Source organism: Actibacterium sp. EMB200-NS6 (assembly GCF_001305615.1).
In the GTDB taxonomy this organism is placed as follows: Bacteria; Pseudomonadota; Alphaproteobacteria; order Rhodobacterales; family Rhodobacteraceae; genus Actibacterium_A; species Actibacterium_A naphthalenivorans.
The window spans coordinates 52665-66685 of record NZ_CP010870.1 but is presented as its reverse complement, the minus strand read 5'-3'; the positions used below and the strand labels follow the sequence as shown (position 1 = coordinate 66685).

Below are 14021 nucleotides of genomic sequence, written 5' to 3'. Positions count from 1 at the left end.
ATCCTACGCTAAGCTTTTTTCGGCCACCTGTACTCCCCCGTGAGCAGGAGATGGGCCCATCCGAGGGGCGAGATGTGCGCCAGGAGGTTGGGCGAGCAGTCCAGGCCTTCGCGTCGGCGGCTGGCGACGGCCTGGCCGAGATGCTTGGTATTCCAGTAGATGACGATTGCGGCGAGGAGGTTCAGCCCGGCCATGCGGAAGTGCTGGCCTTCGGAGGTGCGATCGCGGATTTCGCCCTGGCGGCCGATGCGAAGGGCGTTCTTCAGGGCATGATGGGCCTCACCTTTGTTGAGCCCGATCTGTGCGCGGCGCTGCATGTCGGCATCGAGCAGCCAATCGATGATGAAGAGCGTCCGTTCGACCCGTCCGATTTCTCGCAAGGTGACCGCCAGCTCGTGCTGTCTGGGATAGGAGGCAAACTTCCGCAGGAGTTGGCTCGGCGGCATGGCCCCTGACGCCATGGTTGCCACGCTGCGCAGGATATCCGGCCAGTTCGCGGCGATGAGACGGTCTCTGATCTTGCCGCCGATCAGCCCCTTCAGCTCTTTCGGGCAAGCGGCCGGATCGAAGAGGTAGAGGCGCTTGGATGGCAGGTCGCGGATGCGGGGGATGAACTGGAATCCGAGCAGGGCGGTGACAGCGAAGACGTGGTCCGTGAAGCCGCCGGTATCGGCATACTGCTCGCGGATCTTCTGGCCGGCGCGGGTCATCAGCAGGCCGTCAAGGATGTAGGGCGCTTCGTTCACGGTAGCCGGAATGGTCTGTGTGGCGAAGGGTCCGAACTGGTCGGAGACGTGGGTGTAGGCTTTCAGCCCGGGTTCATGGCCGTACTTGGCGTTGATCAGGTTCATCGCCTCGCCCTGACGTGTCGTCGAGAAGAACTGGCCGTCGCTCGACGCGGTCTGCCCGGCGCCCCAGAAGCGTGCCATCGGCAACGCCGACTGTCCTTCGATCACCATGGCCAGGGCGCGCGCCATCGCCTCGCTCTCGACATGCCAGCGTGACAGGCGGGAAAGCTGGAAAAAGTCGTGCGTGTTCGTGGCCCCGGCCATCTTGCTGAGGCCGAGATTCAATCCCTCGGCAAGCAGCACATTCAACAGGCCGATCCTGTCCTTGCAGGGCGCGCCGGTGCGCAAGTGCGTGAAGGCCTCGGTAAACCCGATCTCATCGTCCACCTCCAGCAGAAGATCCGTGACCCTGACTTCCGGCAGGCGGCCATAGAGATCGAGCACCAGGGCGTCGGCTTCCTCGGGAACCGCCGCGGTCAGCCGGTCGATTTTCAAGGTGCCGTCCTCGATGGAGCCGCCGGGGATCGCCCCGGCCTTTGCCGCGCGCGCCAGTCGGCATATGGCATCGGACATGCGCAGCTTACGATCCGCCAGCCAGGCCTCAGGTTCGAAGGGCATGGCCAGCCTTGGCGTGTCGCGTGCGACCTCGACCGGGACCAGCGCTTCCTTCAGATCGCCAAATCTGCGCGAATGCCCGAGCCAGATATCGCCAGAACGGAAGGCTTCGCGCAGATGGAACAGGACCGCGACCTCCCAGAGTCTGCTTGCCTCGTCAGCATCCGCGTTCAGATGCCGCAACCATTTCGAGCCTCGACGAAGGAATGTCAGTGGCAGGACCGTCGCCGTCTCCGTGCCCGCGATGATCGCGCTCGCCGCCAGCAGCGGTTCCGCCACGGGCGCGGCGCAAATGTCGAGCGCCCGCAACATGCGCGGCGCGTAGCGCCGGAACCGATGATAACCGTGACCGACATGCGCCAGCGGATCGGCGGCCAGGGTGTCTGTGAGCTGGGTCGCCGTGGCGACAAGCCCCTTGAGCGATAGCCAATCTCCGGCATTGCCGACGGCCTCTTCGAGGGAGGCCCGGTCCTCATGCGCTTCCAGGAGGGCGGAACCGAGGGTGGCGAAGGATTGCAGGGTGTCCTTCAGCGCCGATTTGGCATCGTCCATCCGGGCGTCACATCGCGATTTCGCCTCGCGCCAGGTCTTGCCGACGATCCGATCGTGGGTCTCGACCACGGCGTCGGCAATGGCGCTGCGCCATTCCAGAGCACAGACCGCAAGAATGGCGAGACGGCGGTCACCCGAGATATCCCGCAGATCGCCCGCGAAGTATCGCTCGCCCTGCCGGCGAAGGCGGGCAACCCGGTGCGGCGGTACATTCGCCAGAGTGCCCCGGTCCAATTCCAAAGCCTGCAAGTATTCCAGGCGGTCCAGCAGGCGGTTCATATCAGCCGAGTTCCGCCCGATCTCGAACTGACGCAGCCAGACGAACCGCGTAACCGAGCCGCCCGCATCTTCGGTCAGAAGGGCATCGAGCTGCGTTCGCATGTCATCGTCCAGCCGACTGGCGATCCGGGCGTCGACCCGCCGTTCAGCCGCGACGAGCGCATCCGCGCAAAGCCGCTCGATGACCGTGATTCCGGGCAGGACGGTCTGGGCCGCCCGGCATTGCTCGACGAAGCGCCGTGCCAGATCCTCGTTCGACCGGGCGGTTTCGGCCGCACCTTCAAGCCAGATTTTCAGATCGCGCGCCCCACGGCCCGCGAACATCTTGTAACCATAGATTTCGCGCAAGGTGGCCAGGTGCTCATGCCGGGTCTCCTCGCGCGCGGCATATCCGGCCAGGTCATCAGGCCTTATCCCAAGCTGCGCTGCCAGAAAGCGCGTGACTGCCAGTGGAATGACCTCGCCCGGCACCAGCAGCCGCCCGGGATACCGCAGCGCGCAGAGTTGCAGGGCAAAGCCGAAGCGATTGTGCGGACGGCGGCGGGCATGGATGATCTCCAGATCGTCCCGCGGTCAAGCCGCCCGCGAGACCAATAACGGACCCCAAAGAGCGCGAATTGCTGAGACAGATGCAAGCCGCACCAACTGCGAACCGCCAGTTCCACGCGTCCGACTTGTGTCGCTTGATCGGACACGCTGCCTACGAAGCGCGGGTGCTCGATGTGATCCGCAAGTTTGGGTGCCAGAGGTTTTCAGCAACTTTGGCGGTGCACGGAAGAGCGGTGTTGGCAGGGGAGATTTCGCGGTGAACTTTGCGTCACATGCGTGGAAATTTCAGCCGCCACGACATCATCTTCCCAGCCTACAGTGCCTGCGAGCATTGACGAAGCAGACCTTCGCCTCGCGGCACATGAACCAACGCAATGCGGACTATGCTGTCGTTGGACACATCGACGCGAAAGTCGGCTTTGGGCAGCTTGACGAGAACGGTGGGTTTCGCCGGAGACACAAACCCTGGGCACGCTCCGCCCGCCATCGGAGATTTGGGAAAGGGCAGCCTAGCCGGACCGACAGACCACTGAGCTTCACAAATGGACTCCTTTGTGTCCCCGGGACATTGGAACGCGGACGGGACACGCGACTTGCACAAGGGCCGGCATCCCACACCAAGACGCCCCGGTTTCACCGCTGGTTCCCGCGTTCCGCCAGCGGCCCCCGAAACGCCAACCGCATCTGCTTTTCGGTCTCGATCAGGGCGAAGAACACAGCGCCGACGCCGACGATCAGCAGGCCGTCGGCAAGGGTCACGGCCTGCGTGCCGAACACCCTCTGCAACGGTGGCACGTAGGTGATGGCGAATTGCGCGGCGGTAACGGCGACCACGCAGGCCCAGACGATCCGCGTGCCGCGCACCGCAGCCCAGGTGAGCGAAGTGCCGTGGATGTTGCGGATGAAGAACAGATGGAAGATCTCCAGCACCACCAGCATGTTCATCGCCAGGGTCTGCGCCAGCGCCTGGTCGTAACCCTTGTCGATCGCGTAGAAATACATCCCGAAGACCGCGGTCAGGAACAGGGTCGAGACCAGCACGATGTGCCAGACCAGCTCGCCGGTCAGAAGCGGCTCGTCACGCGGACGCGGCGGGCGGCGCATGGTGCCGGATTCCGAGGGCTCGAAGGCCAGCGCGATCCCGAGCGTCACCGCGGTGATGAGGTTGACCCAGAGGATCTGCACGGCGGTGATCGGAAGCGCCATGCCCGCGAACAGGGCGACAATGATGGTCATCGCCTCGCCGGCATTGGTGGGCAGGGTCCAACTGATCACCTTCTTGATGTTGTCGTAGACGGTGCGGCCCTCGCGCACGGCGGCGGCAATCGAGGCGAAATTGTCGTCGGCCAGCACGAACTCGGCCGCCTCCTTCGCCGCCTCCGAGCCCTTCAGCCCCATGGCGATGCCGGCATCGGCCCGTTTCAGCGCCGGGGCGTCGTTCACCCCGTCGCCGGTCATCGCGATGGTCAGCCCATGGGACTGAAGCGCGGTGACGAGGCGCAGCTTGTGGGCGGGCGAGGTGCGGGCGAAGATGTCGGTCTCGACCACGGCATCGGTAAGCGCGGCATCGTCCATCGCTTCGACATCCGCGCCGGTCAGGACCCGTTCGTGGTTTTCGAGCCCGATCATCCCGGCGATGGCGCGGGCCGTCGCGGCATGGTCGCCGGTGATCATCTTCACCCGGATGCCGGCGGCGCGGCATTCGGCCACCGCCGCAATCGCCTCGGCGCGCGGCGGGTCGATCAGGCCGATCAAGCCAATGAGCGTGAGCGTGCCGTCGAGGTCGGTGGTGCTCAGCGCGGCATGTCCGCCCGGCACCATCCGCACCGCCACCGCAATCACCCGCTGGCCTTCGGCCGCAAGGGTGTCGACCATCTCGTGCCAATAGCCGGGATCGAGCGGCTCGGTGCCGCCACCGGCAGCGCGCTGGTCGCGGCAGAGCGCAAGCACCGCCTCGGGCGCACCCTTGACGTGGATCCGCGCGGCCCCCTCTTCGCTGTGGTGCAATACGGCCATGTAGCGATGCGCGGCGTCGAAGGGGATCGCGTCGTCGCGGCACCAGCTCTGGAATGGCTCAGCTCCGTCGCCGGTGATCTTACCCGCGAGCGCCAGCAGCGCCCCCTCCATCGGGTCGCCCTCGACATGCCAGTCTTCGCCGCGGACACGCAGGACGGAATCGTTGCACAGCGCTGCCGTGCGGGCGAATTCCATCAGCACCGCGTGGTCTTCCGGATGGGCGTCGGCCTCGCGCCAACGCACCGCGCCCTCGGGCGCGTAGCCGTTGCCGCTCACGGAATATATGTGCTCGGCGGCGGCGAGCGAGGCCACCGTCATCTCGTTTCGGGTAAGCGTGCCGGTCTTGTCGGAGCAGATCACCGAGACCGAGCCCAGGGTCTCGATCGCCGGCAGCCGGCGGACGATGGCGTTGCGTCGCGCCATCGCCTGCACACCGACTGCGAGGGTGATGGTGAGCACCGCCGGCAGACCTTCCGGGATTGCCGCCACCGAAAGGCCGACCACGGCCATGAACAGCTCGGAGAACGCCATGTGGCCCACGAAATACCCGTAAGCGAGCAGCACGGCGGCCAGCATCAGGATGAACACTGTCAGCCAGCGGGCAAACCGGTCCATCTGCGCCACGAGCGGCGTCGTCAGCGTTTCGACCTCCGCCAGCATCCCGCTGATCCGCCCGATCTGCGTGTGTCCCCCCGTGGCGGTGACCACGCCACGCCCGGTGCCGGCGGCGACCAGCGTGCCGGAGAACAGCATCGGCGTCCGGTCGCCGAGATCGGCGTCTGCGTCGACCGGCCGGGTGCCCTTGTCGACGGGGACAGATTCGCCGGTGAGGATTGCCTCCTCGGCCTTTAGCCCGCGCGCCTCGATCAGTCGCAGGTCGGCCGGCACCCGGTCGCCCGCCTCTACGAGCACGATGTCGCCCGGCACGAGGTCGGCTGCGTCGACGCTGACGCGTTTGCCGTCGCGCAGCACGGCGGAGTGCGGCGCGAGCATGCCCCGGATCGCCGCCATCGCCTGTTCGGCGCGGCCCTCCTGGATGTAGCCGATCACCGCGTTGACGATGACCACCGCGAGGATCACCCCCGTGTCGATCCAATGCTGGAGCGCCGCTGTGACCACCGCCGCGCCAAGCAGCACGTAGATCAGGACGTTGTGGAAATGGGCGAGGAACCGCAGCACCGGACTGGGTTTCGGCGGTTCGGGCAGGCGGTTGGCGCCGTACTCCGACAGGCGGCGAGCGGCCTCCTCGGTCGAGAGGCCGGCGTGGGTCGTGTCGAGCGTGTCGAGCGCGTCGCCGGCATGTTGGGCGTGATACCGGGCGGCCATGTCTGGGTGGGTCATTTGCTCCTATTCCTTTCCGGCGCCGAGCGTGCCAAATCGCGGCTTGGATCCTTGGCGCGCGTCCGATCCCGACGCGCGTGATGGGGGCAGCCGAACGGACGCGCCACCGCGAAGCGCGCGTCTGTCCGCTCATAATCAGCCGCCGTGGTCTGGCGTGCTGTCCGCGGCGGCGGCGCCGTCTTCGAACGCCTCATCGCGCGCGCGGGTCTCGCGGCGCGTCAGGAAATCTTCGAGATCCCGGTCGGCGATTCGCCAACCTTTTCCGATGTCGATCGCGCGCAAGGCCCCGTCCTTGATCCAACCGCGCACCGTCGCCTCGCTGACCTCCAGGCGGTCGCCGATTTCTTTCACGGTCTGATACAGCTCACGTGGCATCGGATATGCCTGTTTGGTCTCGATAGATGCAGAATACCCACTTTTGGGCCGTTGAGTTTGATCTAGGTCAAATATCGCACGGTTTGGTCGTGTTTTAATGACGCCGTCATCGAGGGGCCCAGGACGAAGCCGGGGCGACGGCGCCACGTGGTCCCAGGACCGCAGATGCCCCTCTGCCCACGCCGTGCCGACACGGACAGGCAGCACTTCGGTGCGAGACACCACACTTCGCCGGACCGAAAGGAGCACAATTCATGCAGATCAAGTCCATCCTGATTGCCTCGGATCTTTCGGCGCGATCGGATCGCGCCCTACAACGCGGCTTCCTCCTTGCCGGCGAGTTGGGCGCGCGCGTGCGCGTCGTGTCGATCGTCGATGACAGCGTTCCGGAAAGCCTGACGACGGATCTTGCCGAGAAATATCGCATCCATCTGGAGGCGTCCGCACAGAGCCTGGCCGGGGAGGTCTCCTACGAGGTCCTGGTCGAGACCGGCGATCCGATCACGCGCTTGGTTGATTTGGTGAATTCCGCCGAGTTCGACCTCGTCGTCGCCGGCCGGCACCGTGACAGGGGCTTTCTCGATGGGCTCAGGCCGACGACTGTGGAGAGCTTGGTCGCCCGGTCTCTCACTCCAGTGCTGCTCGTCACCGACCCGGTCCATGGCAGCTATAATCGTGTGCTGGCGCCGGTCGCGTTCTCATCCGCGTGCCGACACGCGGTCAAGACTGCCCTCCACATTGCCCCCCAGGCGGCGTTCCGGCTCTTCCATCTATGGATGGCATCGTTCGAGGGCCTGACCGGCGGGCCATCGTCGGACTTCGCACGTGAAGTGCGGCGAGAAACCGCGGCTCAGGCAGCGGCTTGGACTGAAGGGTTTGCCACGTCCCTGCCCAAGGTCGATCTGGTGCATGGTGGGGTAGGATCTGGATGCCACCAAGAAATCCGAAGCTTTGCACCGGACCTGATCGCGGTCGGGGCCAATACCCGAAGCCTGTCCTTCACCGGTCTCGGCTCGTTCACGGCCGAACTCCTACGCACCCCGCCCACAGATCTTCTGATCGCGCGCGGGGCTGACACCTGAGGCGACGCCAGGTTCGCCGGGAGATGCCCCGCCGTCGCATCGGTGATGAACTGGCTTTGGTCTTGACGCTTTTTTGGCCGGTTCAGTGGAAGCGGAAATTGGCACTCCACACAGCCTCCGGCGCTCTGGGCTCTCTGCCGTCGCTCACCGCATTCAGAACTAATGGCGGCTTTCCCGCAGAACCGCGCTGGCGAATGGTTCGTCAAGGCCTCTAGATGGCGATCCGCCACATCCTGAAGCGTCCTTGTTGCGTCACTTCCCGGATCAGGCCTCTCTTTTCCATCCAGGCGAGGTTCCTTTGAAGCGCCGCGCGGCTTGCGCCTGTTAAGGCCCCTGCCATCGGGGCTGACACCAAAGGCCACTCTGTCAACGCCGAACGAAGAGCCGCCGGAGTTCGCCCCGAAAGCTGAGACATGGCGCCTTCCGCCCGAGCACTCCATTTCTCGGTATCGTCTAGATGACACATCGCCGTTAGAATTGCGCTGTTCATCCCATCTAACCAGCGTGCCAAGCGTTCGGTTGGCAAACCCGAGGCACGCAGCCCCCCTGCCCCGCCCATGGCGAGCGGTGCGAAGACGGCGCCGCTTCCATCGCTGGCCGCGATCCTGGACGCGGTGACGGCGGCTTCGATCTGGTCGCCGTACTGTCCGAGGCCTGCCAGACTCCAGAGGTGAAAACCCATGCAAGCCCTGGTGATCGGGTGGAGATCGGTTGCGGCTGTCATAACGTCCAGCCATCCACCCGCGCGATCCTCGAAACGCTCAGCGCTGCCTTCAATGTTCTCGGGATCGCGGCGATCCAGGAAGGCGGCCAAGTCAGCCTTCGGTCCGGGACCGCCTGTCAGGCGCCGAACAGCCCATCCAACTCTTGCCAGCGCATTTGGGTCATCCTGTGCACCTGACAGCCGCATCGATATCCAAAGCGCCAGACGATCAGAACTCACCCGATCCCCTGCGAACCAGCTAAGGTCCGCTGCCTCGATAAGAGCGAGGCGATGCCGCCAGCCTTCCGGGCCACGCAGCAGCCTGTCATCCAGAGCACCCAGGCGTCCAGCCACTCTTGCCAGTCGCGCAGCGTGAACGCCTTCTGCCTTCGCCCAGTCTTCGATGACGGCAGTGTCCGGCGGTTCTGCACGCGGCCCGGGAGGCAAATCATCTGGTTCTTCTTCGAATGGTCCCGGCAGAAACCAGTGTCGCAATTGCTTTGCCGTTTCATCAAAAAGTTCTTACAGGATTCCAGTAGGATGAAGCGTAATCCGACGTGGTATTTTACGTTTCGATTTCAATTTTTAGCTCGCGTTTCAACAAGCGAGAACATGGGGCAGAAGATGGGGTTTAGAAACCGTGGAGCGGCGGGTTCATGACGCTGCGCGAAAACGAAGCGTCTGACGAGGCTTGGGCCAAGGCAACGCGTATCGCGCGAGAGCTGGATCGCATTTTGGACGGGCAAGAGCCTATGCGCACCGCAGTTTCTCGGGCCGCATCCGAATTGCGTCTCTCGACGCGCCAAGTCTACAACCACCTGCGCCGATATCGTACCGAACATCGGGTGTCTTCGCTGTTGCCAAAGACAGGTGGAGCTAGGCGCGCGAGGATCAGCCCGGCTGTTGAGGAAATCATTTTGGCAACCCTTCGGGAGATGTGGCTTCAGCCCGAGCAACCGGACCTTGCGCCGATTGTCGATGAAATCCGCACCCGTTGTGACAGCGAGGGTCTTGATCCGCCTGCCTATGTCACCGTTTCCAAGCGTATCCCACGACTGTTCACGCCCGAGGAGATTGCACGACGGCGACATTCAGGAGGAAAAAACCTACGGCGCCTGAAACCCCGCCCAGGTTATATCCGGGCCAACCACGCACTCGATGTCGTCCAGATAGACCATACCCCCGCCGACATCCAGTTTGTGGAAGTCATCGATGGTCAGGGCATCTATGTTGGACGCCCCTATCTCACCATCGCAGCTGATGTTGCAACAAGCGCGATTATCGGCTTCTGCCTGACCCTTGAGCAGCCCTCACGCTTGTCGGTCGCCCTCTGTCTGGCGCAGGCGATGTGCCGCAAGGAGGACTGGCTGGCAGCGCGCGACATCAATCATTCCTGGCCGATGTTTGGCCGCCCGAAGATGGTCGTCGTGGATTCCGCCATGGAATTCAGAAGCACCAGTTTCATCCTGGGTTGTGCCGAGTACGGGATTGCAATTCAAAGCCGGAACAAGGGGACCGTCCATCGTGGCGGGGTTGTCGAACGACTTCTAGGCAAGGTGAATACGGTGCTGCGCTCCCTGCCTGGCAAGACCGGGCGTTCCATCGCGGATCGGGGTGAGTATCTGTCCGAAGACCGTGCGAGGCTCAACTTTGCAGACCTCGAACGCTGTATCGCGCTGGCGATTATCGATCACAATCTTAGCCAGAATGAACGCAAGCTGACAGTCCCGACCAATGAATGGGAACGAAAATGCCGTCAGCCGGACGGCCCGGAAGACAACCCTTTCGACGTTCTGCTCAGCTTTCTCCCGAACAAGACACGCAGGATTTCACCTCAAGGTGTCAGCCTGTTTGCCAACGACTATTTCGATCCATGGTTGGGCCCGTTGGTCGCCCGCCGTGATCGATTGGGTGCTCTCGATGTTCGTTATGATCCTCGGGACATTAGTCACATCTACATCAAGGATCCCGATACAGGAGCCTGGCGCCCTGTGGAGCGGCGGGATGGACTGCTTGAGGCGGTCACCCTCTGGCAGCACAGGGCCGAGAGAAGCCGAGCGCGCGAAACCGGCCGACGCCCGATCGAGGAGAAGACCGCGATCCGCCGCGAAATCGCGGCGACGGTAGATGCCTCGGCATCGAAGAAGCAAAGGCTGAAGGAAGTCGCACGGGCCAGGCATGCGGCTCATGCGCCGAAACCCTACCAGAGCCTCACTTCTTCCCCGACACCAATCCGCGAAACACCTGACCCTGAGCGCCCGCGCCGCGTCTTTCCGGTTGAGGATTGGTGAAATGACGGATCACCTCCTGGACTCCGCCGCATCACTTCTCGATGCCGGTGACGCGTGCCGCATCGCCCATATCCGGACGGCCCGTTGGATCAGCCATCCTGTTGCAAGTCGCGCCCATAACGCCATGCGTCTGCTACTCGATCGGCCAGTAACTTTGCGCCCCAGAGGGCTCTTGCTGACGGGCCCTTATCACAATGGCAAGACGATGATCGCCGAACGCTTCGCGATTGAACATTTGCGTCAGTCAGAACGTCAAAGGATCTGGGTGATCCAGACCCGAGAAGGTGCCGGACTGTCTCACTTCTATGCCAGCATTCTTGCCGGGTTGCGCGCGCCTCAGGCCTCTGGTTGGCGAAGCCTGTCGCGCGCGGGCGAGCAGGTGGATCATTTGCTGGACAGCTTGAAACCCCGCCTGCTCATCTTCGATGAGTTTCACAGCGCCCTTCGAGGGCGCCGACAGGACGTGAAATCTATCTTTTCGTTCCTGCGCCGCATCGCAAGTGTCCACGATATCTCGCCCGTACTGGTCGGCGAGGTTGCGGTCTATGACGCGGTACACGACACCGAGGAGATGGGATCGCGGTTCGATACGATCCCTGTTCCCAGATGGGCGTATGACGAGGATTTCGCGACGCTCCTCGATAGTCTTGAAACCTGCATGCCTCTCGCCCGCGCCTCGGACCTGTCGCGACCGTCACTGGCTGAGATCATCCATGAATTGTCAGAGGGCTTGATCGGAGAGGTCGTCGATATCGTGAGCAACGCGGCTATCACGGCGATAAGGAACGGCGAGGAACACATTTCTGAAGCGACCATCGCCTCGCTTGGTTACACGCCCCTGTCGAAACGCCGAAATGCTCCTTTGCGCCGCGAAATGATGTGACCCAGTCTGCGTCCGAGATCACAGTCACACCTGCGCGCGACTACGGCAATGAGGTGGGGCAAGGCTGGCCCGTCGTTGTTGAACCGGCACCCGGAGAGCTGCTGTCGAGCTGGCTGCATCGGCTGGCCATGGCCAATGGAATTCCACCTCAATATTTTGGGCGGGTTCTGGATGTCGCAGGTGGAGATTGGTCTGCGAAGCTTGACCGTGACCTTCCCGGGCGAATCCTCAATTTGCTGGTCGAGCGAACGCGGTTGCCTACCGAGGATATTGATGGCTTGGCTTTGAACCGCGACCCGCTGACCCGGTTGCGCATGCGGCAGACCACAGGATCAGGAGATGCCCGCGCATCGACCGCCCGGGTCAATCGCCTGCAATATTGCCCGGCATGCCTGAAAGAGGATCGCGCACCGTTCTTCCGGCGCGGCTGGACTTTGGCGACGCGCGTTTCCTGCTTTCGGCATGGATGCAGCTTGCGCGACCAATGCCCTGCCTGCGGCGGCGGCATTGCGCCTTCACGACAAAACCGGCTTCTGCGGCAACAATTCTGCGTCTGGTGTGATGCTGATCTCCGAAAACCCACCCTGCCCGCCGAGTATGATGTGCAGCGTCTCGAACGGCTCATCGACGATTTGCTTCGAATGCATGTTGCGGGACATGGACGGCATGGAAAGACATCCCTGCCCGCCATGCTTGGGGCGGCTTGTTTCACGTTCAATGGCCAGCCGACGTCAATTTCGCGCTTGCCGCACCGGGTCCGCTACGTATTGTTCCGCCAGTTGGCCGATGGAATGACGCACCTCCAAAAACGTTCCGTGCATCCTGCAATTGATCTCTGGACCCGCATTGCACGGGCTGCGCCCAAGCATTCCGACTTGGTGGCGTTATTGAGTGCAGAGATCACGTCACAGATCACACCGGGAACAAAGACGCGCTCCAGACATCCTGATTTGGCGGACTTACAACAGGTCATCGTTCGCCTTCATTCAAACCGCCGCACATCATTGGCAACGGCTATGCCTGCGAATTGATGACCCCTGCATCCTCCATCTGCTCCCGATCGGGCAGGTCCTGCAGCGACTCCAGATCGAACGCGACCAGGAACTGCTCCGTCGTCACATAGGTATAGGGTGCCCCGCGCCGCGGCGACCGTGGCCCGGTGACGATCAATCCACGCGCATGCAATCTTCCGATCAGATCTCGGCTGATCTCTTTGCCGAAGATGTCTTTCAGGCCGTCCCGTGTGATCGGCTGGTGGTAGGCGATGGCGGCCAGGACAGCGACATCGTATTCGCGCAGATCGAGATCCTGATCGCCGACATCTGCGGCCGTCCTGATCACCGCCGCATAGGCCGGTCTCGTCCGCAGCATCCAGCCGCCGGCCACCTGCGCCACTTCGAAGGATCGTCCTTCGAGATCGGCGACCAGGTCTTCGACCAACAGATCGACCGAAGCCCCCTGCCCCACCACGCGCGCGAGGTCCTCGCGCGGCACCGGCGATGCGCTGGCGAAGAGAACGGCTTCAATCCGCCGCATCCATTCGCGCCAGCGCAATTCGGTTGGCAGATCGTCCAATTCCCGGTCGAGGTCGGTTTCGGCGTGATCTTTGACCATGCCTAGATCCCGTAAAGGCGGAAGGTGTCACGCCCGGTGAGCTCTCGGGCGACCCCTAACGCCACCAGCCGGTCGCAAAAGCGGCGCGCTGCCCGGTCGGACCGCAGTGAGGTAAGCGCGGCAGGGGCAATGGCATCCCGTGCCAGAAAATGGGCCACTGCCTTGTCAGAACCCCTGGCTCGCAGTTTCGGTGCGGCCTCTTTGAGCCGTGCAGCGCGTCGTTTCAGATCGATGGCCTGGTGCGTTGTCTCAACTGCTGCCGTCCCAATTGCCTGATGACAGGTCAACCGCAACTCCTCGCCGGTTTTTCGAAGATCACCGCGCTTGAGGCCGAGTGCCAGAAGCGGCAGGACATGGCTCCACCCGAGCGCCTGCGCCAAAGTTGCATCCGCAAGAAGCAGTGCGGCGGCGAAGTCGCGGGGTCGATCTCCAAGAACGGCCTCCAGGACGGTGGCCGCTTGAGTCACCGGAGCCGCCTTCACCACTTCGAGCCAGGTTGCGATCTGTTCCGGTTCCAAAGTCGGCAGCGCCCGGTTCAATGCCTTGGCCGCCACCGGCCGTTCCACCGCGCGCCGCCAAGAAAGATAACTCTCGCCCGCTGGCCCCGGGCTGTCACCCGGCTGCAGAAACGCCAACGCATCCCGCAAGTCTGCCACCCTTTCCGGCCGCCCCGAATGTACCACACAAGCCTCCGCCGCGCGCAGCGCCAAACTTTCCCGCAACAAGGCTTGGGGGACGTCATCGCGCCCGATCACCAGATGCAGATGCGCGAGCGCCGCGCCCGACAAAAACGCCACATCTTCATGGGTTTCGGGGCGTGCGGAAGTGACCCAGGGCGGCATCCGAGGTAAGATATCAGGGTCGTCAATGAAGGTCGCTCGAGCATATGCCATGCCACAACACTATCCGATGGCGGCGCTTTGTTCTACCACA

General features: G+C 63.3%; 8 protein-coding genes and 3 pseudogenes. 5 read left to right on the top strand and 6 right to left on the bottom strand.

Features of this window, described 5'->3' with window-relative positions; genetic code table 11:
- Positions 1-8: 8 nt before the first annotated feature.
- Positions 9-2801, bottom strand: a pseudogene (locus tag TQ29_RS18005) (Tn3 family transposase); the annotation flags it as partial.
- Here TQ29_RS18005 and TQ29_RS21180 point away from each other — a divergent pair.
- Positions 2789-3043 (top strand): annotated as a pseudogene (locus tag TQ29_RS21180) (hypothetical protein); the annotation flags it as partial. The pseudogenes TQ29_RS18005 and TQ29_RS21180 sit on opposite strands and share 13 nt — an antisense overlap.
- Positions 3044-3416: 373 nt before the next feature.
- Here TQ29_RS21180 and TQ29_RS18000 read toward each other — a convergent pair.
- Together TQ29_RS18000 and TQ29_RS17995 are read right to left on the bottom strand one after the other, a co-directional pair.
- Positions 3417-6140, bottom strand: a complete 2724-nt coding sequence (locus TQ29_RS18000; RefSeq protein ID WP_054540548.1) for a cation-transporting P-type ATPase — start codon at positions 6138-6140, stop codon at positions 3417-3419.
- Positions 6141-6275: 135 nt separating this feature from the next.
- Positions 6276-6515 (bottom strand): helix-turn-helix domain-containing protein, encoded by a 240-nt coding sequence (locus TQ29_RS17995; protein WP_009574213.1) that lies wholly within the window; start codon positions 6513-6515, stop codon positions 6276-6278.
- A gap of 254 nt (positions 6516-6769) precedes the next feature.
- Here TQ29_RS17995 and TQ29_RS17990 point away from each other — a divergent pair, with 254 nt between their 5' ends.
- Positions 6770-7597 (top strand): universal stress protein, encoded by an 828-nt coding sequence (locus tag TQ29_RS17990; RefSeq protein ID WP_009574212.1) that lies wholly within the window; start codon positions 6770-6772, stop codon positions 7595-7597.
- A gap of 211 nt (positions 7598-7808) precedes the next feature.
- Here the strand turns inward: TQ29_RS17990 and TQ29_RS20430 are convergent.
- Positions 7809-8786 (bottom strand): annotated as a pseudogene (locus TQ29_RS20430) (hypothetical protein); the annotation flags it as partial.
- A gap of 170 nt (positions 8787-8956) precedes the next feature.
- Here TQ29_RS20430 and TQ29_RS17975 point away from each other — a divergent pair.
- The 3 genes from TQ29_RS17975 to TQ29_RS20425 are packed head-to-tail and all read left to right on the top strand — an operon-like array spanning position 8957 to position 12505.
- On the top strand, positions 8957-10591 hold the full coding sequence (locus TQ29_RS17975; RefSeq protein ID WP_054540545.1) for a Mu transposase C-terminal domain-containing protein: 1635 nt from the start codon (positions 8957-8959) through the stop codon (positions 10589-10591).
- 1 nt (position 10592) lies between these two features.
- Positions 10593-11474: a TniB family NTP-binding protein gene (locus tag TQ29_RS17970; protein ID WP_054540544.1), complete on the top strand. Its 882-nt coding sequence runs from the start codon at positions 10593-10595 to the stop codon at positions 11472-11474.
- A complete protein-coding gene (locus TQ29_RS20425) occupies positions 11471-12505 on the top strand; it encodes a TniQ family protein (RefSeq protein WP_082386774.1) in 1035 nt (344 codons plus the stop codon). The genes TQ29_RS17970 and TQ29_RS20425 overlap by 4 nt, the downstream gene beginning before the upstream one ends.
- Here TQ29_RS20425 and TQ29_RS17965 read toward each other — a convergent pair.
- Both TQ29_RS17965 and TQ29_RS17960 read right to left on the bottom strand, forming a co-directional pair.
- On the bottom strand, positions 12489-13088 hold the full coding sequence (locus TQ29_RS17965; RefSeq protein WP_054540543.1) for an SMC-Scp complex subunit ScpB: 600 nt from the start codon (positions 13086-13088) through the stop codon (positions 12489-12491). The genes TQ29_RS20425 and TQ29_RS17965 overlap by 17 nt on opposite strands.
- A gap of 2 nt (positions 13089-13090) precedes the next feature.
- Positions 13091-13981, bottom strand: coding sequence for a DUF1403 family protein (locus TQ29_RS17960; protein WP_054540542.1), 891 nt, complete (start codon positions 13979-13981; stop codon positions 13091-13093).
- Between the last annotated feature and the right edge of the window lie 40 nt (positions 13982-14021).